The organism is Falsiroseomonas stagni DSM 19981 (assembly GCF_900114315.1).
Classification (GTDB): Bacteria; Pseudomonadota; Alphaproteobacteria; order Acetobacterales; family Acetobacteraceae; genus Falsiroseomonas; species Falsiroseomonas stagni.
Window position 1 is genome coordinate 52,256 of sequence record NZ_FOSQ01000018.1, and the last position, 25,368, is coordinate 77,623.

The following is a 25,368-nucleotide window of genomic DNA, read 5'->3' on the forward strand; positions in this document are numbered from 1 at the left end:
CCTCCTCCGCCCGGTGTTGCCCCGGATGCGGCAAGGCTTGCATGCGCCAGGAAGAGCGGCAAGCACGATCGATGGCGGCGAGGTTGCGTCTTCGCAACCCTGCTAGGGGTAGCCCCAGGACCCGTCCGGCTTGCGCGGCATCTTCCGTTCCCACCGCACATAGCGGTCCGTCGCGAGATACGCCTCATCCATCTCCACCCCCCAGCCCGGGCGATCCGGACGAGGCATCAGATGGCCATCCACCGGCAGGTAGGGATCGAGCACATAGCTGCCCGTTTCGCCATCCTTCCGCACGGTATCGACGCCGGGCGGCAGGCGGTATTCAAGAATCTTGAAGTTGGGCGCGACAAGGCAGAGGTGCAGGTTCACCGCCGTCGCCAGCGGCCCCATCGGGTTGTGCGGCGCGAGCGTGACGTAATGCGCCTCCGCCAGCGTCCAGATGCGCCGCATTTCCCCCACGCCACCGACGACGCAGACATCGGGCTGGATGATGTCCACGCCCCGCGCATGAAGCAGCGCCAGGAATTCATAGCGGCTGTAGAGGGATTCACCCGTGGCCAGCGGGCAGTTGAGGCGGGACTTCAATTCGCCCCAGGCGGGGAAATGTTCCGGGCGGATCGGTTCCTCGAAGAACAGGGGATCGTAGGGGGCCAGCGCATTGCCGAGTTGCACGGCCTGCCAGGGTTCGAAGATCTTGGCATGGGCGTCGAAGGCGAAGTCGAAATGGCCCGGCGCGACCTCCCGCAGCCGGCGGAAATAGTCGCCGGCCTCCCGCACCACCTCTCCCCAACGCATCGCGTGCAGGTCGACGCGATAGGGGCTGAGCTTGAAGGCCGTAAGGCCGAAGCGGTCGTTCAGTTCCTGCACGCGGTCGCGCGCGATGGCGGGATCGGGCGCGGTGTAGATGCCCTGGTAGACCCGCACGCGATCGCGCATGGCGCCGCCGAGAATCTGGTAGACCGGCACGCCGAGCGCCTTCGCGGCGATGTCCCACAGGCACTGGTCGATGGCGGCGATCGCGGCCAGGCCCAGCGCACCAGGCGGGAAGCGCGCCTGCTGCACCAGCTTGAGCGTGAGGTATTCGACCCGGCGCGGATCCTCGCCGAGGATCATGTCCGTGAGGTAGTCGAGCAGCGGCGGCAAGGCGCGGTCCGGACCGTGGTTGTAGCATTCGCCCCAGCCGGTGATCCCGCATTCCGTGTCGAGGGCCACGATCACCCGCGGCCTGTCGCCGTCGCGGCTCATGAAGCTGCGCAGTCGCGCGATCCGCATGGCGCGGTTCCTCCCTGTCCCGCGCGCAGTCTAGGCATCGGGCGTCGCGCCTGGCGAGGGGGTGCCGTTGCCGGATGGGCAACACGCCGTCGCCCATCCGGCGCTTGACCGCGCCGCGCCGCGCATGAAAGCCTTCCCGCCGAGGAAAGGGAAAGCGGACGCCCCCCGGGGCAGAACCGCCACCCATCACGCCAGCCACGCCGAACGCAACGACTGGATGGCCCGCCATGCGCGGGCTTGAGGAGGCGATGCTTGGCGAGACTGCAGGATACGCCGCCGCGCGGTGGCATCGATATCCGCGACCTCTCAATGACCTATCGCCGCGGGCGGGAGGTGACGCAGGCCCTCTCCGCCTGTTCGCTGACCATCCCGGAAGGTGGCTGGGCCTCGTTGATCGGTGCCTCCGGCTGCGGGAAATCCACGCTGCTCCGCATCCTGGCCGACATCGTGCAGCCCAGCGGCGGCAGCGCGATGCTCAGCGGCATGACGCCGGCCGAGGCGCGGGCCACGCGCGGCTTTGCCCTCGTCTCCCAGCAATCCGTCCTGCTGCCCTGGCGGCGGATGCTGGAGAATGTCGAACTCGGCCTAGAAGTCGCGCGCGCCGACAAGGCGGAACGCCGCAAGCGCGCCGAGGAGGCGATCGAGCTGGTGGGGCTGCGCGGCTTCGAGCGCGCCTATCCGCATGAACTTTCCGGCGGCATGCGCCAGCGCGCCGCCATCGCCCGCGCCCTGACGCTCCGCCCGCGCTTCCTGCTGATGGACGAACCCTTCGGCGCGCTGGATGAGCTGACGCGCGCCAGCCTGAATTTCGAGCTGCTGCGCATCCTGGAGGAGACCTCCGCGACGCTGCTGCTGGTGACGCATTCCATCGCGGAAGCGATCATCCTGTCCGACGTCGTCGCCGTGATGTCGCCGCGGCCCGGTCGGATCGTGCACCAGCTGGAGATCGGGTTCGGCCATCACCGCACCGATGCGATGCGCGATGATCCTGCTTTCGCCGCCTATGAAGCCGAACTGCGCCACGCCTTGCATGGCGATCCCGGCGTAACGCGCCAGCCCATTCGCCAACCCGCCTTCGCCTGAGGAGCCGCACGCGATGATCCACTTCACGCCCACGCGCCGCCTGCTGCTGGCGGGGTCCGCGACATTGGCGCTGCCATCCTTCCGCATCGCTTCCGCACAGAGCCCGTCGCGGCTGACCGTGGCGCTGGGCTATGCGCCGAATGTGGAGATGTTCGGCGCGCTCTACGCCGTCCGCGCCGGGTTCTTCGCGGCGGAGGGGCTGACGGTGAATGCGGTGCCGGCCAGCACCGGCGTGGACCAGGTGCAGATGGTGGCCGCGGGTCGGGCGGATATCGGCATCGTCGGGCCGGAACAGATCATCGCCGGCGCCGGACGCGGCGAGAAGTTCAAGATCTTCGCCGCGCAATACCAGCGCAGCCCCGTCTGCATGACGGCTCGCCGCGACAGCGGCATCACCAACCCGTCCCAGCTGCCGGGCCGGCCCATCGCCGTGAAGATCCCCGCCCAGACCTTCTTTGAACTCTTCATGCGCAAGAACGGGCTGCGGCCGGACCAGGTGACGGTGACGCCGATCGGGCGGACGGATGTGGCGACCATCATCTCCGGCCGCGTCCACGCCATGATCACCACCTTCGCCTTCAACGAACCCCGCAGCATCGAGATGGCGGGCGTGCCGGTGAACCTGATGCCGCTGGCGCAATACGGGATGAACGCGCAGACCAATTCCTACTTCACGCAGGAACGCGTCTTCGCCGATCCGGCGAAGCGCGATGTCCTGGTCCGCTACCTCCGCGCCGAGGCCAAGGCCTGGCAGGAATACTTCAAGGACCCCGCCGCGGCGGCGAAGTGGATCATCGACCAGAAATTCATCGATGGCCTCGACCTCGACCAGCAGGTCTTCCTGGCGCGCGGCCAGGCGGACCACATGCGCAGCGCCCTGACGGCGGAGCGCGGCCTGATGTGGGTGGACCCCGCCATCTACCGGGAGACGGCGACGAACCTCCAGCTTTCCGGCGTGACCAGCACGGTGATCGACACCGATGCCATGCTCTCGACCGAGATCCTGGAACGCGCCGGCATGCCGAGGATCTGATGTCCCTCAGCATGGCTGATGGCGGCGCCATGGCGTGGCGCGGGGTTGAACGGGTCGTGCCGCCGGCGCTCGGTCTGGCGGCGCTGTTGCTGGCCTGGGGCGTGCTGACGGAAACGGGCGTGATCGCCGCCTACCTTCTGCCAAAGCCCGCCGCCGTGCTGACGGAAATCCTGACGAACAACGAACCGCTATGGCGCCACGGCAAGCTGACCGCGACGGAAGCCCTGCTGGGCTTCGCCATCGGCAACAGCGTCGGCGTGGTGGTGGCGGTGCTGATGGGCTGGTTTCCCGCCTTCAAGCGCTGCGTCATGCCGCTGGCGCTGGTGACGCGGGGGATGCCGATGGTGGCGATCACGCCGATCCTGGTGCTGATGCTGGATCGCGGCCTGGTGCCCATCGTCACCGTCGTCTCCATCGCCGTCTATTTCCCGACCCTCATCACCATGGTGCGCGGGCTGGAATCGGCCGATGTCGAATACCATGAGCTGCTGCACTCGCTCTCCGCAGATCGTCTGCAGCGGCTGCTGATCGTGGAACTGCCGGCGGCGCTGCCCTACCTCTTCACCTCGCTCAAGATCGGCGCCTCCATCGCCTTCATCGTTGCGATCACGGGCGAATGGGTGGGGGCGAGTGCGGGGCTCGGCTACCTCATCGTCATCTCCGGCGAATACTTCAAGCTGGCGATGATGTGGTCCGCCATCATCGTCGCCTCCGGCCTCACGCTCGCGACGCTGGGCTGCGTGATGCTGGCGGAACGGCTGCTGGGCCGCTGGACCGCGCGTGGGGAGGGCATGGCCTGATGCCATCGGATCTTTCCGTCCGCGCGCCCGCGCTCCCGGTGTTGCGCCTGCCCGGGCTCGATGCGCTGGCGCGGCTGCTTCGGCAGGTCGGCCCCGCGGCGCTGCTGTTCCTGACGATCCTGGTGGTGTGGGAGGGCGTGACACGAGCCGGCTTCGTCTCGCCCCTCATCCTGCCGGCGCCGAGCGACGTGGCGGCGACCTTCGTGGCCGCCGCGCCGCGGCTGTTCACGCATCTCGGCTGGACATCGATGGCCGCCCTCGGCGGCTTCGTGCTGGGCAATACGATGGGCTTCGCGCTGGCCGTCGTCTTCGTGCATCTCCGCCTCGGGCGCCTCACGGCGCTGCCGCTGGCGATGATGGCGCAGGCGGTGCCGATCGTGGCCGTCGCGCCGGCGCTGCTGCTGTGGCTCGGCAACGGGGTGGAGCCGAAGCTCTTCATCGCCTCCTTCCTCGTCTTCTTCCCGATGCTGGTGAATGCCATGCGCGGCCTGTCCAGCGCGGATGACCAGGTGGCGGAGCTGCTGCACACGCTGTCTGCCGACTGGAAGCAGCGGCTGCTGATGGTGCGGCTGCCGGCCGCCCTGCCCTTCGTCTTCAATGCGCTGCGCCTTTCCGCCTGCGGCTGCTTCGTCGCCTCCGTCGTCGCGGAATGGGTCGCCTCCACCACCGGGCTTGGCTACGTCATCGTCTTCGCCAGTTCCCAGTACCGGATGACGGAGGTGTGGTGCGCCGTGCTGCTCTGCACCGCGGCCAGCCTCTGCGTCTATGGCCTGGTCTGCCTCGCGGAACGGCTTGCCATGCCGTGGCGACGCGAACGCCCGGCTACCGCCTGAAACCGCCAGAACACGGGGACCATACGCCATGCTGAAGAGCAACGCGCTCGGCATCATGAACCAGATGTGGGCGGCGCACGCGACCAGCGACGCGGAAGCCGTCGCCATCGCGATCGAGGAGACGCTGCTGGCCGAGGAACTCGGCTTCGACAGCGTCTGGATCGGGGAACACCACAATGTCCGGCCCGGCGCGCGCTTCTACGGCCGCATCCCGGCCTCCGAGATGTTCCTCGCCCATCTTGCGGCGAAGACCACGCGCATCGCGCTCGGCACCGGCGTGCGCATCCTCTCCACCACCCCGCCGCAGCGGACGGCGGAGGAGATGAGCCTGCTGGACCTGCTGAGCGGCGGGCGCGCGGAATTCGGCGTTGGCCTCGGCTCCACCCCCGATGTGAAGCCCGGCGATCCGGCGCGGGAGGCGAAGGCGGCGCTGTTCCGCGGCCTGCTGACGGAAATCGTCGCGCATCTCAGCGGCACGGCGGGGGGCGCGCCGATCTCCCCGGCCCCGGCCCCGGACCTCGCCGCGCGCATCTGGGCCGCGGCGCGGGACCAGGCGACGCTGGCCCATATCGCCAATGCCGGGATCAACCTGGTGGTCGGCCAGGCGGAACTGCCGCCGATCCAGGCCGCCATCGTCCAGGCCTATCGCGCCGCTGGCGGCACCGGGCTCGTCCGCGGCGTCCGCCTGGTCTTCGTCGCCGAGAGCCATGCGGTGGCAATGCGCGACGCGGATGAGGCGCTGGCGCTCTACCTCGGCCAGATGGGCGGCAAGGGCTATCATTCGGAGGCCATCGCCAAGGGCCTGCTGGCCGCCGATCCGCGCACGCTGGAGGAGCGCGCGCTCGGCGTGAACTTCATCATCGGGTCGCCGGAGGAAGTGGCGGGGCTGCTGAACGATTATGTCGCGGCGACGGGGGTGGATCGGCTCGACCTCATGGTGCAGGTGCCGGGGCTGCGGACGGATGCGGTGCGGCGTTCCATGGCGCTGATCCAGCATGCGGTGAAGCCGCTGCTGAAACGCGCGGCGCAGCCGGCCATCGCGTGATCCGGGTCGCCATCGCCCCTTTCCTGTCCTAGGCTCGTCCATCCAGCGTGGGGGCGAGCGTGTCGAGCTTCATGCATGTCCATCTCAGCGCCCTCCGCTACTTCCGGGAGACGGTGCGCTGCGGGTCGATGCGCCAGGCGGCGGAATCGCTGCGCGTCGCGCCTTCCGCCATCAATCGCCAGATCCTGAAGCTGGAGGACCAGCTTCAATGCAGGCTGTTCGAACGCATGGCCGATGGCGTGCGCCTGACCGGCGCGGGGGAGGTTCTGTACCGCCATGCGCGGGAGATCGACCAGCTGCTGGACCGCGCGCTGTCCGAACTGGATGATTTGCGCGGCCTGCGGCGCGGGCGGGTCGGGCTGGCAAGCGAGGATGGCATCATCCGGGACGTGCTGCCGCCGCTGCTGGCGGCCTTCCACCAGGAATTCCCCCGCGTCAGCTTCGGGATCGACGTGATGACCGGCCCCGCTGTGGTGCAGGCGGTGGCGGAGGGGCAGTGCGACCTCGGCCTGGCCATGCATCCGCAGCGCCATCCCGACGTTACCGTCCTGGGCGAAGCCGCGGTGCCGATCGGCGCGGTGATGCGCCCCGAACACCCGCTGGCGACGCGCGCGGCGCTCCGCCTCAGTGACCTGGCGACGGAGCCGGTGGTGATGCTGAAGCACGGCATCGGCGCGCAGCCGGACGCGCATGGGCTGGTGCGGCGCTGGGCGCAGCGGACGGAGGTGGCGGAGACGAACTCGCCCGGCGCCGTCGCGGCGCTGGTCCGGGCAGGGCTGGCGCTGGCGATGCGGTCGCCCATCGGCATCCGCGCGGAACTCGCGACGGGGGAACTGGTCTTCGTGCCGCTGGTCGATCCGCAGGTGAAGGCGGGGCGGCTGGCGTTGCTGGCGCGGCGGGAACGTGCGCTACCCGTCGCGGCCGCGGTGCTGGCGGAACGCGTCAAGGCGCTGCTGGCGGAGACCGACCGGGAGACGCGGGCGGCGATGGATGCCAGGATGCGGCCCTGACTCCAGGGGGAACCGCCATGACCATCGCCCGCGTGGAAAGCCGCGTGCATCGCAGCGCCTTCACCTATGGCGCCGGCGCGGCCAGCCAGGGCGGCAACCTGAAGCTCCGCAGCATGGACACGCTGCTGGTGCGGGTCGAGACCACCGACGGGCTGGCGGGGTTCGGGGAGGGTTTCGGCTTCACCCTGGTCGACACCACGCGCGATGCGCTGGACCGTGTGGTCGCACCCGCCTGCATCGGCCAGGAGTCCCGCGACATCCCCGCGCTGACGCGCCTGCTTGAACGCCGCTTCCACAATTTCGGCCGCAACGGGCCCGTGAGCTTCGCGATCTCCGCCATCGACATCGCGCTGTGGGACATCGCGGCCCAGCGCGCCGGCAAGCCCCTGCACGCGCTGCTGGGCGATGCGAACCGCCCGCGCGTCGCCGCCTATGCCAGCCTGCTGCGCTACGATGATCCCGACGCCGTCGCGCGCAACGTCACGGAAGCGGTGCGGCGCGGCTACCGCGCCATCAAGCTGCATGAGGTGGCGCTGGACGGCATCCGCGCGGCGCGCGCGGCGGCGCCCGATCACATCCCCCTGATGCTCGACATCAACTGCGCCTGGGACACGCTGGATCAGGCGCGCGCCTTCTGTCGCGCGGTGGCGGGGATGAATGTGCGCTGGGTGGAGGAGCCGACCTGGCCACCGGAAGATTTCCGCGCGATGGCAATCCTGCGCGCTGAGGGGCACCCCATCTCGGCCGGGGAGAACCTGGCGAACCCGCATGATTTCCGGCGCCTGATCGCGGCCGGCGCCGTCGATGTCGCGCAGCCCAGCGTCACCAAGCATGGGGGCGTCTCAGCGCTGCGCGACGTGGTGACGATGGCGCGGGATGCCGGCATCTCGGTGGTGCCGCATTCCCCCTATTTCGGCCCCGGGCTGCTCGCCACGCTGCACCTGCTGGCGGCGGTGCGCGAAGCGGAGCCGATCGAGGTCTATTTCGCGGACCTCGCCGCGCCGCCCTATGGCGAGGCGCTCGAAATCCGCGACGGGTTCATCAGCGTGCCGGCGGGGCCGGGGCTGGGACTGAGACCGGTCTGGTAGGGCGCGCAGACCCCCACCCCGACCCTCCCCCGCAAGCGCGGGGGAGGGAGAGGCCTAGGCGACACCGGGCAGCCGGTAGAACTTCGTCGCGCTGCGCCAGAACAGGTCGGCCTTCTCTGCCGTGCTGGCGCCGGCGGCCAGGCGCTTGAAGGCGTTCCAGCCCTCGCCATAGCCGTAGCTGCCCTTGTCGACGGGGAAGTTGCTCTCGAACATGCAGCGGCCGGTGCCGAACAGCTCGATCACCGGCTCCATCCAGGGCTTCCAGGCGCTAGCGAGCGTCGCGCTGTCCGGCGGCCTCGACCCATCCTCGAAGCCGAAGCCGGGCAGGCGCATGCCAAGGCCGCCGAGCTTCACCATCACATTCGGACAGGTGGCGAGGTCCCGCATATGGCCGAGCCATTCGGCATGCACAGCATCGCGCCGGCCCTCATAGCGCCCGATGCCGAGGATGCCGCCGCAATGGTCCAGCACGATCGGCACCTGCGGAAACGCCCGTGCCAGGGCCGCAAGGCGCGGAATCTGATGAAAGTAGATCCAGGTATCGAAGCTGAGGCCCAGCGCCGCCAATTGCGCGAAGCCTGCGCGGAAGGCGTCCGACGCCATCATGTCCTCCGCCGGCGTATAGGCGGGGTTGAGCAAGGCGGGGTCGGGGTCCCAGGTGGCGATGTGGCGGATGCCGCGGAAGCGGCCGCCGCCGGCCACGATGTGCGCATCCAGCACCGGCCGCACGGCATCGCCCAGCGTGAGGTCCGCGAACCCCACGATGCCGGCGCACACGCGCACATCGCCATAGATCCCGCTGGCGCACATGGCGGCGACGCCGTTGGCGAATTCGGTCTCGCCCACGGGCTTCATCGCCTCCGGCCCCTCGGCGCGATGCATGGCGCGGGCCTGCACCATCACGGTGGCGCGCACATCATGCCCGCTTCGGATATCGGCCAGGATGTCATCCAGCAGGTAGCGCCAGCCCGGACGGTCCCAGAGGTGGTGGTGCGGATCGACGATGGGCTGCGCGGGGTCCAGCGCCTCCTCCCGCGCCCCCGCCAGCCAATCGGCGCGCACGGGGATGTAGTGCTGGGTGTTGCGGCTCATGCGCTTCCTCGGGGATTTCTTGGCGGCGAAGGGTAGAGCGCGCGGCGCTTCTGGCAAGCGGTTGCCGGGGGGGCCGAAGCGCCGTAACCCTGGGCGCCAGAAGAAGCAGGAGGAAGCGCATGGCAGGGATCACCCGCCGGCAGGGCATGGGGCTGGTCGCGGGGCTGATGGCCACGCCATCGCTGGCGCAGGGCGCCTGGCCGACCAGGCCCGTGACGCTGCTGGTGCCCTTCGCGCCGGGCGGCGCCTCCGACATCGCCGCGCGGGCGATCAACACCAGGCTGTCGGAGCGTCGCGGCCAGCCGGTGGTGGTTGAGAACCGGCCTGGCGCCAATGGGCAACTCGCGGCGCGGCTGCTGATGCGCGCGGCGCCGGACGGGCACACGCTGATGGTGGGCTCCATCGGTGCCTTCGCGCTGAATGCCGTGCTGTACCGCAATCCCGGCTATGATCCGCTGGTGGATTTCGCGCCCGTCACGCTGGCGGTGACGACGCCGAATGTGCTGGTGGTGAACCCCTCGGTCGCGCCGGTGCGCAACCTGCCGGAACTCATCGCCTGGATGAAGGCGCGGCCCGGCCAGGTGTTCCATGCCACCAGCGGCATCGGATCCTCCCCTCACCTGACGATGGAATTGTTCACGCAGCTGACGGGGACGGAAGCGACGCATGTTCCCTCCCGCGGCGGCGCCACGGCGGTGATGGACCAGCTGGCGGGGACGGTGCAGGTCAGTTTCCAGGGGCTCGGCAGCATCATCGGCCCGGTGCGGGAGGGCAGGCTGCGCGCGCTGCTCGTCACCGCCGCCGAACGCAGCCCCCTGCTGCCGGAGGTGCCGACGGCGGCGGAGGCCGGGCTGCCCGACTTCAACGTCTCCTCCTGGCAGGCGGTCATGGGGCCGGCCGGCATTCCGGCGGCGCTGCTGGAGACGATCAGCGCGGAGATCGCCGCCGTGCTCAAGGAGCCTTCCAACGCGGCCACGCTGGAAGCGGGCGGCTACACCGTGGTGGCGAATTCACCCGCGGCCTATGGCGCCTTCCAGCGGGCCGAGATCGCGCGCTGGCGGCGCGTGGCGCAGGCCGCGAACATCGTGCTCGATTGAGGAATGAACGGATGACTCAGCGTTTTGCCGGCAAGGTCGTGCTCGTGACCGGCGCGGGATCGGTGGGGCCAGGCTGGGGCAATGGCCGCGCCATCGCGGTGGGCTTCGCGCGGGAGGGTGCGACCGTCATCGGCGTGGACCGCAACGCTGCGGCAATGGAGGAGACGGCGGCGAAGGCGGCGGAAGCGGGCGGCCGCTTCATTCCCGTGACCGGCAACGTGACGGAGAGCGACAGCGTCGCCGCCATCATCCGCGACATCGTGGCGGAACACAAAAGGATCGACGTGCTGGTCAACAATGTCGGCGGATCGGCCGCCGGCGGGCCGGTGGAGATGGCGGAGGAAGTCTGGGACGCGCAGATCGACCACAACCTGAAAAGCGTGTTCCTGGGCTGCAAGCATGTGCTGCCGGTGATGGTGGACCAGGGCGGCGGCGCCATCGTCAACCTGGCCTCCACCAGCGGCATCCGCTGGACCGGCGCGGCGCAGGTGGCCTACGCGGCCTCCAAGGCCGGCGTCATCCAGATGTCAAAGGTCGTCGCCATCCAGTACGCGACCAAGGGCATCCGCGTGAACACCGTGGTGCCGGGGCAGATGCATACACCCATGGTGGAAACGCGCCTGGCCGGCCAGCGCGCGGGCGGCGATGTGGAGGCGCTGATCAAATCCCGCATCGCGCGCATCCCGATGGGCTTCGCCGGCGATGGGCGTGACACCGCGAATGCCGTGCTGTTCCTCGCCTCCGACGAGGCGCGCTTCATCACGGGCACGGAGTTGGTGGTGGATGGCGGCATGTCGGTGCGCTGCGGTTGAGGGGCCGCACGCCTCATTATCGTGACTGACGCATATTCGAGAGATGACGTCCCAGTTCCTGATTAATGCGTCGCGATCGCCGTCGTCGATACTGGTGGGAACCCTGTTTATACTGGACCTGACGCCAATCATGAGACAGATAGAGCCCGCTTTGTCACCACCGCGATGACCAGGGACTGGATGCCCATGCCGCGCAGTGTCGTGCCTGCCGAAGCCGTCCGCCTGATGCGAGATGAGGGCGCGGTCCTCGTCGATGTCCGTGAATCGGATGAACATGCGCTTCGCCGCATCCCGGGGGCGCGCAACCTGCCCCTGTCACGGCTGGAACAGGTGGCGCTGGCGGTGACGCCGGGCACCACGGTGCTGTTCCACTGCCGGACCGGCGCGCGCACCGAAGCCAATGGGCCGCGGCTGCTGGCCCGCGTGCCGGGCTGCCATGTCTGCGTCATCGAAGGCGGGCTGGATGCCTGGCATGCCGCCGGGCTGCCGGTGGTGGAGGAGGAGGGACGGCCGATCGACCTGGCGCGCCAGGGGCAGATCGCCGTCGGCAGCCTGCTGATCCTCGGCGAGGTGCTGGGCCTCCTCGTCTCCCCATGGTTCCACCTGATCGTCGTGATGGTCGGGGCCTTCCTGGTCTTCGGGGGCGTCACGGGCCAGGTCGGCGTGGTCCAGGTCCTGCGCCAGATGCCCTGGAACCGGCGCTTCCTCTCCGTGCTCTCCGCCCGGGCCTGAGGGGCGCGCCGCTCATTCCGGGCGGATTCCGGCTTCGCGCAGCACTCGCGCCCAGCGGGTGAATTCCTCCTCCATCAGCGCGGCGAAGGCGGCGGGGCCGGCTTCCCGCAGGCCGAATCCGGCGGCGGCCAGGCGGGCCCGCAGCGCCGGGTCGGCGAAGGCGGTGGCCAGGTCGCCATGCAGCCTTGCCACCAGGCCAGGCGCCATCCCGGGCGGCCCCTGGATGCCGAACCAGCTGCCGGCCTCGAAGCCCGGATAGCCCTGTTCGGCGATGGTCGGCACATCGGCCATCTCCGGCCAGCGCGCGGCCCCCGTGGTGCCCAACGCGCGTTCCCGGCCCGATTCGACGGCGGGCTTGGCCAGCAGCATGGATTGGAAGGCGCCATTCACCTCCCCGTTCAGCACCGCGGCCTGGCCGAGCGCGGCGCCGGTGTATTGCACCACCGTGAACTCCACCCCCGCCATCTGCGCCAGCAGCAGCGCCGCCAGATGCGGCGTGTTGCCGATGCCGGAGGAGGCGAGCGTCACCTCCCCGGGCCGCGTCCGGGCCAGGGCGATGAAGTCGGCCAGGCTGCGCACCGGCAGGGCGGGATGCACGACCAGCGCCACCGGGTAGCCCGCCATCAGCAGCAGCGGCGTGAAGTCCCGCAGCGGGTGGTAGGGCAGGCGGGAGAACAGCCCCGCCGACTGCACCTGCGCGGAGGTGCCGAGCAGCAGCACATGCCCGTCCGGCGCGGCGCGGGCGACGTATTCGGCGGCGATGTTGCCGCCGGCGCCGGGCCGGTTCTCCACCACCACGGATTGCCGCCACAGCCCCGTCAGCCGGTCCGCCATGCTGCGCGCCAGCACATCGGTGGCCCCGCCCGGCGCGAAACCGGAGACCAGCCGGACGGGCCGGCCCGGAAAGGCCGGCTGGGCCTGCGCCGCAGGGCCTTGCAGCGCGGGGATCATCAGCGGGGGTGTGGCGGCCAGCACTTGGCGTCGCGTCAGGCGTGGCATCGGCTTGTCCCGTGCTGGATGAAAGACCCCGTCATGCTGCGCGGAACGGCGCGCGAAACGCAATGCGGCGGTCGCGCAAACCCGCCTTCATGCTGGCCTTCAACCTGTATGGGCTATACAGGTGACATCGAGACTCGACTGCACGAAGGCCGTTCCTCCCCCTCATGTCGCCATCCAGCCCCGCGCCCGCCATGGGCATCAGGGATGAGGTCGCCGCGCTGAAGCGTGAGCGTATCCTCACCGCCGCCGTCGAACTCTTCTACGAACGTGGCTACGAGAACACGACACTGGACGCCGTGGCGGAACGGCTGGGTGTCACGAAGCCCTTCATCTACGCGCATTTCAGCGCGAAGAGCGAATTGCTCGCCGAGATCTGCTCCCGCGGCGTCGCCGCGGCCCTGCAGGCCATGGAAGGCGCCCTGGCCATGGCCGACGCCACGCCGACGGAGAAGCTGGACGCCCTCGGCCGGCGCTTCGTGACGGCGGTGCTGCAGAGCCAGAAATACATCGCCATCTTCACGCGGGAGGAGAAGAACCTGCTGCCGCGGGACTATGAGCGCATCAGCCAGATGCGCCGCGATTTCGACCGCAAGCTGGCCGGGCTGCTGACGGAAGGCACCGCGACGGGGGAGTTCCGGATCGCCGATCCGCGGCTCGCGGCACTCGCCATCGGCGGCATGGTGGGCTGGGCCTATGTCTGGTACCGGCCGCAGGGGCGGCTTTCCGTCGAGGCCCTGGCGGAGGAGATGGCGGCGCTGGTGCTCGCGATGGCGCAGGCCAGGCCTGGCTCCCCGCCCCCGGGCAAGGCCGCCGGCAAGGTCGCGCGCCAGGCCGCCGCCCGCCCCCCGCGGGCCGGCAGCCCGCGCGGGGGACGCCGCTGAGGCCCCTCCCCTGGCCTTCGCCCCCGCCGAGCGACATGGTGTGCGGGACAATGGACGAGACCCCGACGGCATGAGCTTCGACCCCGCGACGGAAGGCTGGGAACAGACCGAGGCCTGGGGCCTGCCCGAATTCCTCCGCCCCATGTGGCTGCGGACGGACGCCACCGGCTTCTCGCTGGGCTTCCAGCCCAACGCGGCGCTGAACAACGGCCGCGGCGTGATCCATGGCGGCATCCTGGCGACCTACATGGACCATTCGCTGGGCCGCACGGTGCGCGAAGCCGTGGGGCGCGTGCCGATCGCGACCATCCAGCTCGACCTGCATTACCTGGCGCCGGGCGACATGAACCTGTTCGTGGAGGTGCGCGGCGACATCACCCGGCAGACCCGCAGCGTGGTCTTCATCCGCGGCATGCTGACCCAGGGCGGCAAGCCCGTGCTGGCGGCGAGCGGGATATGGAAGGTGCTGTCGCCCAAGGGCTGACCCCGGGCTGCGCCATGGGCAGTAGTGACCGGGCTGCGCCATGGACATTAGTGACCGGGCTGCGCCCGGGGCGCGCCTTTGCTAGACAGGCGTCATACGCTTCGGGAGAAGACAGATGAAGGTCACCTGGTTCGGCCATTCGGCCTATCGGCTTGAATTCGGCAACGCCGTCGTGATGATTGACCCCTTCCTGACCGGCAACCCGGTCTTCAAGGGCGACCCCGTCGCGGCCGCCGCCGGCGCCACGCATGTGCTGATCACCCATGGCCATAGCGACCATGTCGGCGACGCGCTGGCGATCCATGAACGCACCGGCGCCAAAATCGTCGCCAATTTCGAAATCTGCATGTTCCTCGCCCGCAAGGGGCTGAAGGCCATGGACCCGATGAACACCGGCGGCACGACCGACCAGGGCGAGTTCACGACCACCATGACCATCGCCTTTCACTCCTCCGCCGTCATGGACGAGAACGGCATCACGCAGGACCTCGGCCTGCCGGGTGGCCTGGTGGTGACGCCGAAGATCGCGGGCGAGCCCACGATCTACCACATGGGCGACACGGACGTGTTCTCCGACATGGCGCTGATCGATGAGCTGCATAAGCCCTCCGTCGCCTTCGTGCCGGTCGGCGACCGCTTCACCATGGACGGCAAGCGCGGCGCCCTCGCCGTGAACCGCTTCCTGCCGAGCGTGACGACGGCCATCCCCTGCCACTTCGGCACCTTCGGGATGCTGGCGGCGACGCCAGACGCCTTCGTCAGCGCCATGGCAGGGGCGAAGGCGAAGGTGCTGGTGCCGGAGATCGGCGTGCCCTTCACGGTGTAAGGGATCTCCCCTCACCCAACCCTCTCCCCGCTGGGGAGAGGGCTTTTCGAGTCTAGCCGAACGCCAGCAGGACCTCGTCAGCCAGGGCCATCGAGGCCGTCAGGCCGGGGCTCTCGATGCCGAACATGTTGACCAGGCCAGGGACGCCGTGGACGGCGGGGCCCTGGACCACGAAATCCTGGCCGGGCGCGCCCTTCGGCACCGTCTTCGGGCGGATGCCGCAATAGCCCGGCGCCAGCACGCCATCCGGCAATTCCGGCCACCACCGGCGGATCGACTCGTAGAAGCTGTCGCCGCGCCGCGGATCGACGCTGTACTCGATGCTGTCGATCCACTCGACATCCGGCCCGAACCGCGCCTGGCCGCCGAGGTCGATGGTCAGATGCGTGCCCAACCCCCCCGGCACGGGCACGGGATAGATCAGGCGGCTGAAAGGGGACTTCATCGCCAGCGTGAAGTAGTTGCCCTTGGCGTAATAGGCCGTCGGCACATGCTCGGGCGGCAGGCCCGCGATCTTCCGGCCCAGCGCCGGTGCATGCAGGCCCGCCGCATTCACCAGCATCCGCGTGTGCAACTGCATCGGCTCCGCGCCGCCCACCTGGAGCGCGAAGCCTGAATTGGTGACGGTCACACCCTCCACCGGCGCGTGGAAGACGAACATGCCGCCGGCATGCTCCACATCCCCCTGCATCGCCAGCATGAAGGCGTGGCTGTCCACGATGCCGGTGGTGTGGGAGACGAGGGCCGCCGTGCAGGTCAGCATCGGCTCGATCGCCCGCGCCTCCGCGCCCGAGATGAGGCGAAGGTCGTCCACGCCATTCACCGCGGCGCGCTGGCGGATGCCCTCCAGCTGTTCGGCCTCCGCCTGGCTGGTCGCGACGATGAGCTTGCCGCAATTGCTGTGGGGCACGCCGCGTTCGGCGCAATAGGCATAGAGCTTCTTCTTGCCGGCCACGCAGGTCTTCGCCATCAGGCTGCCGGCCTTGTAGTAGATGCCGGCGTGGATGACCTCACTGTTGCGGGAGGAGGTCTCCGTGCCGATGCCCTCGGCCGCGTCCAGCACCAGGACTTCCCGCCCCGCCAGCGCCAGGGCGCGCGCGACGGCGATGCCGACCACGCCCGCGCCCACCACCACGCACTCGACCTCTTCCATCGTCGTTCCCGGCCTGTTGGTTTCCCCGATGGGTAGGGCAGAAGGGCGGTCCTTGGGAAGGTCCGGCCGCGTCACGAGGGTGGGCGCGTTTGCCGTTGGCACGGCGCGGCCGGCGGGTGCAGCATGCCGGCAAGAGACGGAGGAACCCCCATGTCCATCTTCAGGAAGCGCGCCACGACGACCCTGCGGGCCGAGGCCGTGACGCCGAGCCGCCGGCAATTGCTGGCGATGGGCTGCGCCTGCTGCGTCGCCTCCGGCCTGCCGATCAGCGAGGCCGTGGCCCAATCCGCCGGCGTGCAGCGGCACCTGGAGGCAGCGCGCCAGGCGGCGGGGGACGACCTGCGGCACCTGCTGCGCCTGGGCGAGGAAGCGGCCCCCACCCCGGGGCTGCGCCTGCCCTCCCCCAATGACCTGCGCGCCATGCCGACGCCCCCGCCGGCCCGGGCCTTCGAAAACCTCGTCTTCCTGGGCAACCACTGGGTCAGCGCCTGGGCGCTGCTGACCAGCGACGGCATCATCCTGATCGATGGCATGGACAATGACGCCATGGTCGAGCGGGACGTGGAGGGGGGGCTGCGTCGCCTCGGCCTGGACCCCGCCCAGGTGAAGCTGGTGATCGTGACGCATGGCCATGCCGACCATTACGGCGGCTGCGGCCATTTCAGCCGCCGCTACGGCACCCGCGTGGTGGCGAGCGAGGTGGACTGGCAGATGATGGAATCCGGCCAGCTGGAGTTCGACCGGCCGGAGCTCGGCCGCCCGCCCCGGCGCGACATCTCCGTCAGTGACGGCAGCCAGGTGAGGCTGGGGGATACGGTGGTCGACATCCTGTCCACCCCGGGCCATACGCGGGGCACCATCAGCCTGATCTTCGACCTGAAGCAGGGCGCGGCCACGCACCGGGCGATGCTGTGGGGCGGGACCTCCTTCAATTTCGGCCGGCAGCCGGACCGCATCCCCCGGCTGCAAAGCTACATCGACGGCACCGCACGGGCGCGGGACGTGGCGGGGCAGCGGAACATCGACGTGTTCCTGTCCAACCACAGCCATTTCGACCAGGCGATCATCAAGCTGGATCGGATGCGGGGCGGGGGGGAGAACCTCTTCGTCAACGGCACGGCGACGACGCAGCGGGCGCTGACCGTGATGCATGAATGCGCCCGGGCGACGATGGTGGCCTGGACGGCGTGAGGGCGGCCCGAATGCCGCTGAATTCCCGGGCCGGTTCAGAGACCGTTTGGGAATGCCGGCGGCTCAGGGTCCGCAGGGGATTTTCTGACCCTGCCAGGCGCCGGGTGCCGCCGGTGCTGGTTGCATCGGCAAGTCTGGTCGTGCCGGAGGGGCGGAAAAGGCCCGGATGGAACACCACGGGCGGGGCGCGACATGGACGATCCGCGCTTCCTGCTTCACAGGCCGCGTATCATCCCACCTGCGCGGCATCCCGGCGGTACATCAGGCAGTCGATCTCGACCAGTAGCGGGAAATGCCCGGCGTTGTTCGGCACGAGCGCGCTGAGCTCGAAGCCACGGGCCTCGTAGCCGGCGATGGTCTCGGCGTAGCCGGCGGCACCCTCATACAGCCGGCGAATGGCCAGTTCGCTCTGCAGCCCGACGAAAGACTGCAAGGCGTCTTCGGCACCCTCCACCACGGCCAGGTCGTTCCCCTGCGTATCCATCTTCAGGAACGGTCGCCTGAAGTGCAGCCGGTCCTGCCACCTGGCGAACTCCCGAGCCAGTGTCGTCCGCAGCACCGGGACCTGCCGGCGCACCAGGTTGTCGGCGCGAAAGATCCCGGGCTGGTCCTGGGAAGGCTGGCGCAGGCTGCTGAACTGCGAATCCGCCATCACGTTGAACAAGGCCGGCCCGGCCTCCCGATCAAGCGCCAGCGCCTCTACGTGCCAGCCTGGATCCCCGGCAGCGCGCCGCTGCAACTGGGCAGCCAGCTCGGGGATCGGCTCATAGGAGATGATCGGGCCGCGAAAGCCGACCGCCTCTCGCAACATCTCGGCATACTGTCCGGCGTTGGCGCCGATATCGAAGACGCAGTCGACTCCAAAATGCTTGAAGAACCGGCGCAGGTGCATCCGCTCCGGACCCAGATGCACCTCGTGCGGCGGAATGACCAAGGCACCCGATACCTGTTCAATCGCGTTGGCGATCCGGCGCTTCCAGCTTGTCACGACTACGTCCATCCAACTCGGCGAACCACCGATACGCTGCAACTCTGCCGCAGGGATGGGAATTAACCCCCAATCGGGATGCCCGCAAACTTCCCCTCTGGACCGCTCACCGCGCCTGAAAGCCTTGGCAACCAGGTTGAGCCTCGTCGCTCACGCCCTCGGGCGATCATCGAGCAGGGGCGGATGCGGGACCCTGTTCGTCAACGGCTCGGCGACGACGCAGCGGGCGCTGACCATGAGGCATGAAGGCGCGCGGGCGACGATGGTGGCCTGGACGGCGTGAGGGCGCCGCCGCCCATTGCGTTGCTTTATCGAACCATCCTATCACCCCCCACCAGACGGAAATGCGGAACCACGCGCGGCGCCGCGGTCGGTACTGCTCGGTTTCCATGATCGTGACGAGGGGTTGGGGACTGCCGGATTGGATGGTTCGAATGCCGAGCTCGACCAGGAGCGCTATGCGGCCTTCCTGATGGCAAGCCTTCCTGCCCTTGCCGCCGCGCCAGTGGCGCGCGGGCGCTACGGGTGTCTTGACGCCGCACTGGCCGCGGCACCGCGAGAAGGCTTCGGCGTGGAACTCGGGGTGTGGCGTGGCCGCAGCCTTCGCCGCTCGGCACGGCAGCAACCATGGCGGCACTTCCACGGCTTCGACAGCCTGGTCGGCTTCCCCCAGGATGGCCGCCCGGACTGGCAGCAGGATTTCGCCATCCCCGCGGCACCGCGCCTGCCCCGCAACTGCACGTTCCATGAAGGCTTCTTCGACCAGACGGTCCGGCGCTTCGCCGCCACGGCGACAGCACCCGTCGCCCTGCTGAACCTGGATTGCGATATCTACATCTCCGCCCACCAGGGCCTGGTCGGGCTGGCGCCGTTGATCGCCCCCGGCACGGCGATCCACCTGGATGAGGCGGTGAACTACGATACCTGGCTGTTCAACGAGATGCTGGCCCTGTTCCGCTTCCTGGAACAGACAGGGCTGGACATCCGCTGGATCGCGCGATCCGGCCGGGTGCGGGACCTGCCGGAGACGCTGCGCTTCCTGGAAGCCTGCCGCTATCCGCGGTGGGCGGACGACGTGGCGGCGGGGTTCGGCCGGCCGGCGGCGGGCGTCCTGGTGCCGCGTGGCGCGGACTGGCCGGCGGTGCCACCCGGCCTGGGTGCCCGCCTGGCCGCACGCACAGCCGCCCATCACACGCGCAGCCAGAGCCGTGCCGATTGCGATCCCGAGGACCCGATCGCCCCGCCATTGCCAGCCTGGCGGCGCTGGCTGGCCCGGCTGCGGTGAGGCTTCCTCAGTTCTGCTGCACCCCCGCCGCCTTCACCACCGGCGCCCAGATCCGCGCGAAATCCGCGACCACCGCCTGGAATTCCGCCGCCGTCAGGGCGCGGGCCGGCGGGTAGAGCCCGGCGGCTTCCAGGCGCTGCACCGTGTCGGGCTCTGCCACGATGCGCGCCATGGCGGCGTTGACCCGGGCGACGAAGGCCGGGTCCATGCCTCGGGGGCCGGAGACGCCCGTCCAGGACGTGGCGGACAGCGCCGGGAAGCCGAGGGAGGCGTAGGTCGGCACCCCCGGCAGGGGCGCGAAGGCGTCGGTGGAGGAGACGGCCAGCGCGCGGGCCTGGCCGCCGGTGATGGCGCCGGTGGTGCCGGCGAGGGGCGTGAGCAGGCTGTCCACCGTGCCGCCGATCAGGTCCTGGAGCGCGGGGCCGGTGCCGCGATAGGGCACATGGACCAGGCGGGCGCCGGTCAGGCTGCCCAGCATCTCCCCTTGCAGGTGCTGGAGCGATCCGACGCCGGTGGAGGCGAAGCTCAGGCCCTGGCTGCGTGTCTTCGCCGCCGCCAGGAAATCCGCGAGGGTCCGGTAGGGGCTGGCGGCGGGCACCAGCAGCACGGTCGGCGTCTCCGCCACCATCGCCATGTGGGTGAAATCGCGGTCGCTGTCGTAGGGCGGGTTGGCGGCGGCGAGGGGCACGATCCCGTGGGGGGAGGTGTTGGAGATGCCGATGGTGTTGCCGTCGGGCGCCGCACGGGCCATCGCTTCCGCCCCCAGCATCCCGCCGGCGCCGGGGCGGTTTTCCACCACGATGGTCCGGCCGAGCGCGGCGGAGAGTGGGGGCGCCACGATCCGCGCCGTGACGTCGCTGGCGCCGCCGGGCGCGAAGGGGACGATCATGCGGATGGCGGGCCCGGATTGGGCAAGGGCCAGGCCGGGGATGACCAGGAACAGGGCAAGCAGCGCGCGCATCGGTCGGTTTCCGCTCGTTTCGCGCCTGGTCCAGCAATGCGCGTGCCGTGCTGTTTTGTGTTTGGATTCAATCTGATGACAGTCCAGGGCCGGTTCGGCCCTGGCAGGTGGGGTCTGGGGAGGGCAGCGCCCTCCCCTGAATCACCCGCGCCTCCCCTCGCCCGCCGGCCCCCGCCGCACTAGGTTGCGGCCCATGCGCTACATCTCCACCCGCGGCGATGCGCCGCCCCGCGATTTCGAAGGCGTGCTCCTGGCCGGCCTGGCCGAGGATGGCGGGCTTTTCGTCCCCGAAACCTGGCCGGTGCTGACCAGCGCCGAGTGGCGCAAGCTGCGTGGCCTGCCCTATCCGCAATTGGCGGCCCGCATCCTGTCGCTGTTCACGGGTGGCCAGCCGGATGAGGCGACGCTGCGGCCGATGCTGGAGCGGGCCTATGCCAGCTTCTCCACCCCCGCCGTCGCGCCGCTGGTGCAGATCGACCACCGGACCTTTGCGCTGGAACTGTTCCACGGCCCGACGCTCGCCTTCAAGGACATGGCGATGCAGGCCCTCGGCCCGCTGTTCGACCATGTGCTGACGAGGCGGGGGGAGCGTGTGACGATCGTCGGCGCGACCTCCGGCGATACCGGGTCGGCCGCCATCGAGGCTTGCCGCGATCGCAGCGCCATCGACATCGTCATCCTGCACCCCGAGGGGCGGACAAGCGCGGTGCAGCGCCGGCAGATGACGACGGTGATGGCCGACAATGTCGCCAACATCGCCGTGGACGGGTCCTTCGACGATTGCCAGGACCTGGTGAAGGCGATGTTCGCCGATGCGGAGTTCCGCGGCGAGGTCCGGCTTTCCGCGGTGAATTCCATCAACTGGGCGCGGATCGCGTTGCAGATCCCGTACTACGTCGCCTCCGCCCTGGCCCTGGGGGCGCCGGACCGGGAAGTGGCCTTCGCGGTGCCGACGGGCAATTTCGGCAATGTGCTCGCGGCCTGGGCGGCGCGGCGCATGGGGCTGCCGATCTCCCAGCTCATCGTCGGGTCCAACCGCAACGACATCCTGGTGCGCTGGATCACGGGCAACGACATGTCGGCCCGCGCGGTGGAGCCGTCTCACTCCCCGTCCATGGACATCCAGGTCAGCTCCAATTTCGAGCGCCTGCTGTTCGAGATGCTGGGCCGCGACGCGAAGGCGACGGCGGAGGCGATGCGCCGCTTCCGGGCGGAGGGGAAGATGCCGATCCCGGATGCCGCCTGGAAAAGCGCCTGCCAGGTCTTCCGCGGCTTCGCGCTGGACGATCCCGGGACACTCGAGGAAATCACGAGGCTGCATGGCCAGGGCTACCTGGCCGATCCGCACACCGCGATCGGCATCGCCGCGGCGATGCATGTGCCGCCCGCCGACCCCGCCATCCCGGTGATCGTCGCCGCCACCGCGCATCCCGCGAAATTCCCGGATGCGGTGCGCCAGGCCACGGGGCTGGAGGCGCCGCTGCCGCCGCGGCTGGCGGACCTCTATGACCGGCCGGAGCGTTTCACGCGCCTGCCGAATGATCTCGGCCAGGTGGAATCCTTCGTGCGGGCCCATATCCGGCGCAACACCGCCTGAAGGCGGCCCCGAACCAACGCCTCTCGGCGCCCCCGGGGGCACAAGGACAACAAGACCCATGCCCGAATCCCAGAACGACGCCATCCGCCTGACCCGCCTGCCGAACGGCCTGACCGTGGTGTCGGAGAGGATGCCGCGCGTGGAGACCGTCTCCATCGGCGCCTATGTGAATGCCGGCACGCGGCACGAGGCGGCGGCGGAGAACGGTGTCTCCCACTTCCTGGAGCACATGGCCTTCAAGGGCACGGAACGGCGGGATGCGGCCACCATCGCGCGGGACATGGAGAATGTCGGCGGGCATCTGAACGCCTACACGTCACGGGAGAACACCGCCTACTACGCCAAGGTGCTGAAGGAGGATGTGGGCCTGGCCGCCGACATCATCGGCGACATCCTCAGCCATTCCTCCTTCGTGCCGGAGGAGCTGGAGCGCGAGCGCGGCGTGATCCTGCAGGAGATCGGCCAGGCGAACGACACGCCGGACGACATCGTCTTCGATCATTTCCAGTCCACCGCCTATGCCGAGCAGGCGATGGGGCGGCCGGTGCTGGGGTCGGAGGAGACGGTCTCCGCCATGACGCGGGAAGCCCTGACCGGCTACATGCGCCGCCACTACGGGCCGAGCCGCATGGTGGTCGCGGCCGCCGGCGCGCTGGAGCATGAGGCGCTGCTCGACCTCGTGCAGATGCATTTCAGCGACCTGCCGACGGCCGCCGAGGCGGCGATGGAGCCTTCCCGCTACACGGGCGGCGAGTTCCGGGAGGAACGGGACCTCGACCAGGTGCACCTGGTGCTGGGATTTCCGTCGGTTTCCGCGACGGACAAGCTGCATACGGCGACGCAGCTTCTCTCGACGTTGCTGGGCGGCGGCATGTCGTCGCGGCTGTTCCAGGAGATCCGGGAGAAACGGGGCCTCGTCTACTCCATCTACTCCTTCGCCTCCCCCTTCCAGGATCATGGGCTGTTCGCGGTCTATGCGGGCACGGGCGAGGACCAGGCGGAGGAGCTGGTGCCGGTGACGCTGTCGGAGCTGCTGAAGGTGCAGACCGACGTGACGGAGGATGAGCTGAACCGCGCCAAGGCGCAGCTTCGCGCCTCGCTCCTCATGTCGCTGGAGAGCACGGGCAGCCGCTGCGAACAGCTGGCGCGGCAGCTGCAGGTGCATGGCCGCATCATCCCGGTGGAGGAGACGAAGGCGCGCATCGCCGGCGTCACCGTCGCGCAGGTGCAGGAAGCGGCCGCGCGCATGTTCCGCGCGCCGCCGACGCTGACGGCGCTGGGCCCGGCGAGCAAGGTGCCGGGGCTGGCGGAGATCGCGCAGAGGCTGGCGGCATGAACAATCTTGAGGTGCTTGCGGACCTCGTTGCCGCAGCGAAGCGCGCTGGTGCGGACAGCGCGGATGCGCTGCACGTACAGAACGCCTCGCTTTCCGTGTCTCGCCGTCTCGGCAAGATCGAACAGCTGGAACGGTCGGAGGGCTTCGACCTCGGGCTGCGGGTCTTCGTCGGCAAGCGGCAGGCGATCGTCTCCACCACCGTCGCGGACCCGAAGGGCTTCGCGGCGCTGGCGGAACGGGCCGTCGCGATGGCGCGGGTGGTGCCGGAGGATCCCTTTGGCGGGCTGGCCGACCATTTCGACGCACCGCGGGATGCCGGGCCGCTCGACCTGGACGACCTGAGCGAGCCGAGCGCGGAGGAACTGATCGCCCGCGCGGCGGCGGCGGAGGAGACGGCGCTGGCCGTCCCCGGCGTGACGAACAGCGAGGGGGCGGATGCCTCCTGGGGCCGGGTGCGGGTGGCACTCGCCACCAGCGCGGGTTTCGCGGCGGCCTATTCGCGAACCTCCCACGGCATCTCCTGCACCGCGCTGGCGGGCAGCGGGACGGGGATGGAGCGGGACTACGATTTCTCCTCGGTCGTCCACCTGGAGGATCTCGACGACCCCGTCGCGATCGGGCGAAGGGCGGCGGAGCGGGCGCTGGCGCGGCTGAACCCGGTGCGGGCGAAGACGGCGCGCATCCCGGTGGTGTTCGACCCGCGCGTGTCGTCCTCCATCCTCGGGCACCTGCTGGGGGCCATCAACGGGGCCTCGGTCGCGCGTGGGACGAGCTTCCTCGCGGGGCGCGTCGGCACCCAGGTGCTGGCCAAGGGGCTGACGGTGAAGGACGACCCGCTGCGGCGGCGCGGGCTGCGGTCCCGTCCCTTCGACGGGGAAGGCATGGCGGGGACGCCGCGCGCGATCGTCGAGGATGGGGTGCTGACGACCTTCATCCTGGACTGGCGCAGCGCGCGGCAGCTGGGGCTCGCCTCCACCGGCCATGCCAGCCGCGGCACCAGCGGGCCGCCGGGGCCGGCGGCTTCCAATCTGTGGCTGGAAGCGGGGACGCTGACGCCCCAGGCGCTGATGGCCGATATCAGGGAGGGGCTCTACGTCACCGACCTGATCGGCATGGGCGTGAACGGCGTGACGGGCGACTACAGCCGCGGCGCCGCGGGCTTCATGATCCGCGACGGCGCGCTGGCGGAAGCGGTGAGCGAGATCACCATCGCGGGCAATCTGAAGGACATCTTCCTCAACCTGACCGCGGCGAATGACCTGGTGTTCCGGCGGGGCACGGATGCGCCCACCTTGCGGATCGAGGGGCTGACGCTGGCCGGGGCGTAGTCACGCCTGCGCGACATCGCGCATCCGTTCGGGTGCGTGGCCGTTGCGGGGCCATGCGACGATGGCCCCTGGTGTTACTGGCACTGCTGCCGGCCTGCGAGGCCGCGCATGGCATCGATGCGCGGCTGCGGCGAATCGACCTGCTGGACCGGGTGTTCGAGCCGGAGCGGTTCCGGCCCGCGCCGGCGCCAGGCCCTGAACCGGCACCCCTGGCCATCCCGGTGCAAGACCCCGGCCCGCCGGCGCCCTGGTTCCCGGAAGCGGAGCCCGCCCGGGCGCCCGATCCCGCGCTGCGGACGCAGGCGCTGCTGCGGCAGCAGCCCTGGGTCACGCGCTTCTGGTCCGAACTGATACCAGCGCCCTGAATGGCTGACTCGATGGTGATGTTGGTGCGCTGTCGATGTGTGATTCGCTGCGCCTGAGGGCGGAAGGGGCGGATCAT

The 25,368-nt window shown here is 69.8% G+C and carries 25 protein-coding genes; 19 read left to right on the forward strand and 6 right to left on the reverse strand.

The window, feature by feature from the left end; all coding sequences use genetic code 11:
* Positions 1 to 102: 102 nt before the first annotated feature.
* A complete protein-coding gene (locus BM041_RS27140; protein ID WP_092963057.1) occupies positions 103 to 1,272 on the reverse strand; it encodes a mandelate racemase/muconate lactonizing enzyme family protein in 1,170 nt (389 codons plus the stop codon).
* A gap of 252 nt (positions 1,273 to 1,524) precedes the next feature.
* On the opposite strand from BM041_RS27140, the gene BM041_RS27145 reads away from it, so the two are divergent.
* The 7 genes from BM041_RS27145 to BM041_RS27175 are packed head-to-tail and all read left to right on the forward strand — an operon-like array spanning position 1,525 to position 8,164.
* Positions 1,525 to 2,355 (forward strand): ABC transporter ATP-binding protein, encoded by an 831-nt coding sequence (locus BM041_RS27145; protein ID WP_217648858.1) that lies wholly within the window; start codon positions 1,525 to 1,527, stop codon positions 2,353 to 2,355.
* Positions 2,356 to 2,368: 13 nt separating this feature from the next.
* Positions 2,369 to 3,388 (forward strand): ABC transporter substrate-binding protein, encoded by a 1,020-nt coding sequence (locus BM041_RS27150; protein ID WP_092963058.1) that lies wholly within the window; start codon positions 2,369 to 2,371, stop codon positions 3,386 to 3,388.
* Positions 3,388 to 4,188 carry an ABC transporter permease gene (locus BM041_RS27155; protein WP_092963059.1) on the forward strand — a complete coding sequence of 267 codons (801 nt, stop codon included), beginning with the start codon at positions 3,388 to 3,390 and terminating at the stop codon, positions 4,186 to 4,188. Before BM041_RS27150 ends, BM041_RS27155 begins: the two co-directional genes overlap by 1 nt.
* The gene (locus tag BM041_RS27160; protein WP_092963060.1) at positions 4,188 to 5,021 is read left to right on the forward strand and encodes an ABC transporter permease; all 834 of its coding nucleotides are present in this window, start codon (positions 4,188 to 4,190) and stop codon (positions 5,019 to 5,021) included. Before BM041_RS27155 ends, BM041_RS27160 begins: the two co-directional genes overlap by 1 nt.
* Positions 5,022 to 5,049: 28 nt before the next feature.
* Positions 5,050 to 6,066, forward strand: coding sequence for an LLM class flavin-dependent oxidoreductase (locus tag BM041_RS27165; protein WP_175534197.1), 1,017 nt, complete (start codon positions 5,050 to 5,052; stop codon positions 6,064 to 6,066).
* A gap of 59 nt (positions 6,067 to 6,125) precedes the next feature.
* Complete coding sequence (locus BM041_RS27170) at positions 6,126 to 7,076, forward strand: LysR family transcriptional regulator (protein WP_139226203.1); 951 nt, start codon at positions 6,126 to 6,128, stop codon at positions 7,074 to 7,076.
* A 17-nt stretch (positions 7,077 to 7,093) separates the two neighbouring features.
* Positions 7,094 to 8,164: a mandelate racemase/muconate lactonizing enzyme family protein gene (locus BM041_RS27175; protein WP_092963063.1), complete on the forward strand. Its 1,071-nt coding sequence runs from the start codon at positions 7,094 to 7,096 to the stop codon at positions 8,162 to 8,164.
* 54 nt (positions 8,165 to 8,218) lie between these two features.
* Here the strand turns inward: BM041_RS27175 and BM041_RS27180 are convergent, their stop codons facing one another.
* On the reverse strand, positions 8,219 to 9,256 hold the full coding sequence (locus BM041_RS27180) for an amidohydrolase family protein (protein ID WP_092963064.1): 1,038 nt from the start codon (positions 9,254 to 9,256) through the stop codon (positions 8,219 to 8,221).
* Positions 9,257 to 9,375: 119 nt separating this feature from the next.
* Here BM041_RS27180 and BM041_RS27185 point away from each other — a divergent pair, with 119 nt between their 5' ends.
* The 3 genes from BM041_RS27185 (at position 9,376) to BM041_RS27195 (ending at position 11,897) form a co-directional block, all read left to right on the forward strand.
* A complete protein-coding gene (locus BM041_RS27185; RefSeq protein ID WP_092963065.1) occupies positions 9,376 to 10,353 on the forward strand; it encodes a Bug family tripartite tricarboxylate transporter substrate binding protein in 978 nt (325 codons plus the stop codon).
* A gap of 11 nt (positions 10,354 to 10,364) precedes the next feature.
* Positions 10,365 to 11,165: an SDR family NAD(P)-dependent oxidoreductase gene (locus tag BM041_RS27190; protein WP_092963066.1), complete on the forward strand. Its 801-nt coding sequence runs from the start codon at positions 10,365 to 10,367 to the stop codon at positions 11,163 to 11,165.
* Between the two features lie 165 nt (positions 11,166 to 11,330).
* Positions 11,331 to 11,897 carry a rhodanese-like domain-containing protein gene (locus BM041_RS27195; RefSeq protein WP_245762288.1) on the forward strand — a complete coding sequence of 189 codons (567 nt, stop codon included), beginning with the start codon at positions 11,331 to 11,333 and terminating at the stop codon, positions 11,895 to 11,897.
* Between the two features lie 12 nt (positions 11,898 to 11,909).
* Here BM041_RS27195 and BM041_RS27200 read toward each other — a convergent pair whose 3' ends face one another.
* On the reverse strand, positions 11,910 to 12,896 hold the full coding sequence (locus BM041_RS27200; protein WP_092963067.1) for a Bug family tripartite tricarboxylate transporter substrate binding protein: 987 nt from the start codon (positions 12,894 to 12,896) through the stop codon (positions 11,910 to 11,912).
* 164 nt (positions 12,897 to 13,060) lie between these two features.
* On the opposite strand from BM041_RS27200, the gene BM041_RS27205 reads away from it, so the two are divergent.
* From BM041_RS27205 to BM041_RS27215, 3 genes are all read left to right on the forward strand, one after another.
* Positions 13,061 to 13,777, forward strand: coding sequence for a TetR/AcrR family transcriptional regulator (locus BM041_RS27205; RefSeq protein ID WP_092963068.1), 717 nt, complete (start codon positions 13,061 to 13,063; stop codon positions 13,775 to 13,777).
* Positions 13,778 to 13,847: 70 nt separating this feature from the next.
* Entirely contained in the window at positions 13,848 to 14,261 is a 414-nt protein-coding gene (locus BM041_RS27210; protein WP_092963069.1) for a PaaI family thioesterase, read from the forward strand.
* Between the two features lie 115 nt (positions 14,262 to 14,376).
* On the forward strand, positions 14,377 to 15,087 hold the full coding sequence (locus BM041_RS27215) for a metal-dependent hydrolase (protein WP_092963070.1): 711 nt from the start codon (positions 14,377 to 14,379) through the stop codon (positions 15,085 to 15,087).
* 52 nt (positions 15,088 to 15,139) lie between these two features.
* On the opposite strand, the gene BM041_RS27220 is transcribed toward BM041_RS27215, so the two are convergent.
* Positions 15,140 to 16,240: an NAD(P)/FAD-dependent oxidoreductase gene (locus BM041_RS27220; protein ID WP_092963071.1), complete on the reverse strand. Its 1,101-nt coding sequence runs from the start codon at positions 16,238 to 16,240 to the stop codon at positions 15,140 to 15,142.
* A 150-nt stretch (positions 16,241 to 16,390) separates the two neighbouring features.
* Between BM041_RS27220 and BM041_RS27225 the strand changes: the two genes are divergently transcribed.
* Entirely contained in the window at positions 16,391 to 17,431 is a 1,041-nt protein-coding gene (locus tag BM041_RS27225; RefSeq protein ID WP_092963072.1) for an MBL fold metallo-hydrolase, read from the forward strand.
* A 229-nt stretch (positions 17,432 to 17,660) separates the two neighbouring features.
* Here the strand turns inward: BM041_RS27225 and BM041_RS27230 are convergent, their stop codons facing one another.
* Positions 17,661 to 18,431: an FkbM family methyltransferase gene (locus BM041_RS27230; protein ID WP_092963073.1), complete on the reverse strand. Its 771-nt coding sequence runs from the start codon at positions 18,429 to 18,431 to the stop codon at positions 17,661 to 17,663.
* A 409-nt stretch (positions 18,432 to 18,840) separates the two neighbouring features.
* On the opposite strand from BM041_RS27230, the gene BM041_RS27235 reads away from it, so the two are divergent.
* Positions 18,841 to 19,704 (forward strand): class I SAM-dependent methyltransferase, encoded by an 864-nt coding sequence (locus BM041_RS27235; protein ID WP_092963074.1) that lies wholly within the window; start codon positions 18,841 to 18,843, stop codon positions 19,702 to 19,704.
* Positions 19,705 to 19,711: 7 nt separating this feature from the next.
* On the opposite strand, the gene BM041_RS27240 is transcribed toward BM041_RS27235, so the two are convergent.
* Complete coding sequence (locus BM041_RS27240) at positions 19,712 to 20,665, reverse strand: Bug family tripartite tricarboxylate transporter substrate binding protein (RefSeq protein WP_092963075.1); 954 nt, start codon at positions 20,663 to 20,665, stop codon at positions 19,712 to 19,714.
* Between the two features lie 193 nt (positions 20,666 to 20,858).
* Here BM041_RS27240 and thrC point away from each other — a divergent pair, with 193 nt between their 5' ends.
* Genes thrC through BM041_RS27260 form a run of 4 tightly spaced genes read left to right on the forward strand, consistent with a single transcriptional unit; the run spans position 20,859 to position 25,291 of the window.
* Positions 20,859 to 22,262, forward strand: coding sequence for a threonine synthase (thrC, locus tag BM041_RS27245; RefSeq protein WP_092963076.1), 1,404 nt, complete (start codon positions 20,859 to 20,861; stop codon positions 22,260 to 22,262).
* 58 nt (positions 22,263 to 22,320) lie between these two features.
* Positions 22,321 to 23,598: a M16 family metallopeptidase gene (locus BM041_RS27250; protein WP_092963077.1), complete on the forward strand. Its 1,278-nt coding sequence runs from the start codon at positions 22,321 to 22,323 to the stop codon at positions 23,596 to 23,598.
* On the forward strand, positions 23,595 to 24,926 hold the full coding sequence (locus BM041_RS27255; protein ID WP_092963078.1) for a TldD/PmbA family protein: 1,332 nt from the start codon (positions 23,595 to 23,597) through the stop codon (positions 24,924 to 24,926). The genes BM041_RS27250 and BM041_RS27255 overlap by 4 nt, the downstream gene beginning before the upstream one ends.
* Positions 24,927 to 24,979: 53 nt before the next feature.
* A complete protein-coding gene (locus BM041_RS27260; protein ID WP_175534198.1) occupies positions 24,980 to 25,291 on the forward strand; it encodes a hypothetical protein in 312 nt (103 codons plus the stop codon).
* Positions 25,292 to 25,368 lie beyond the last annotated feature (77 nt).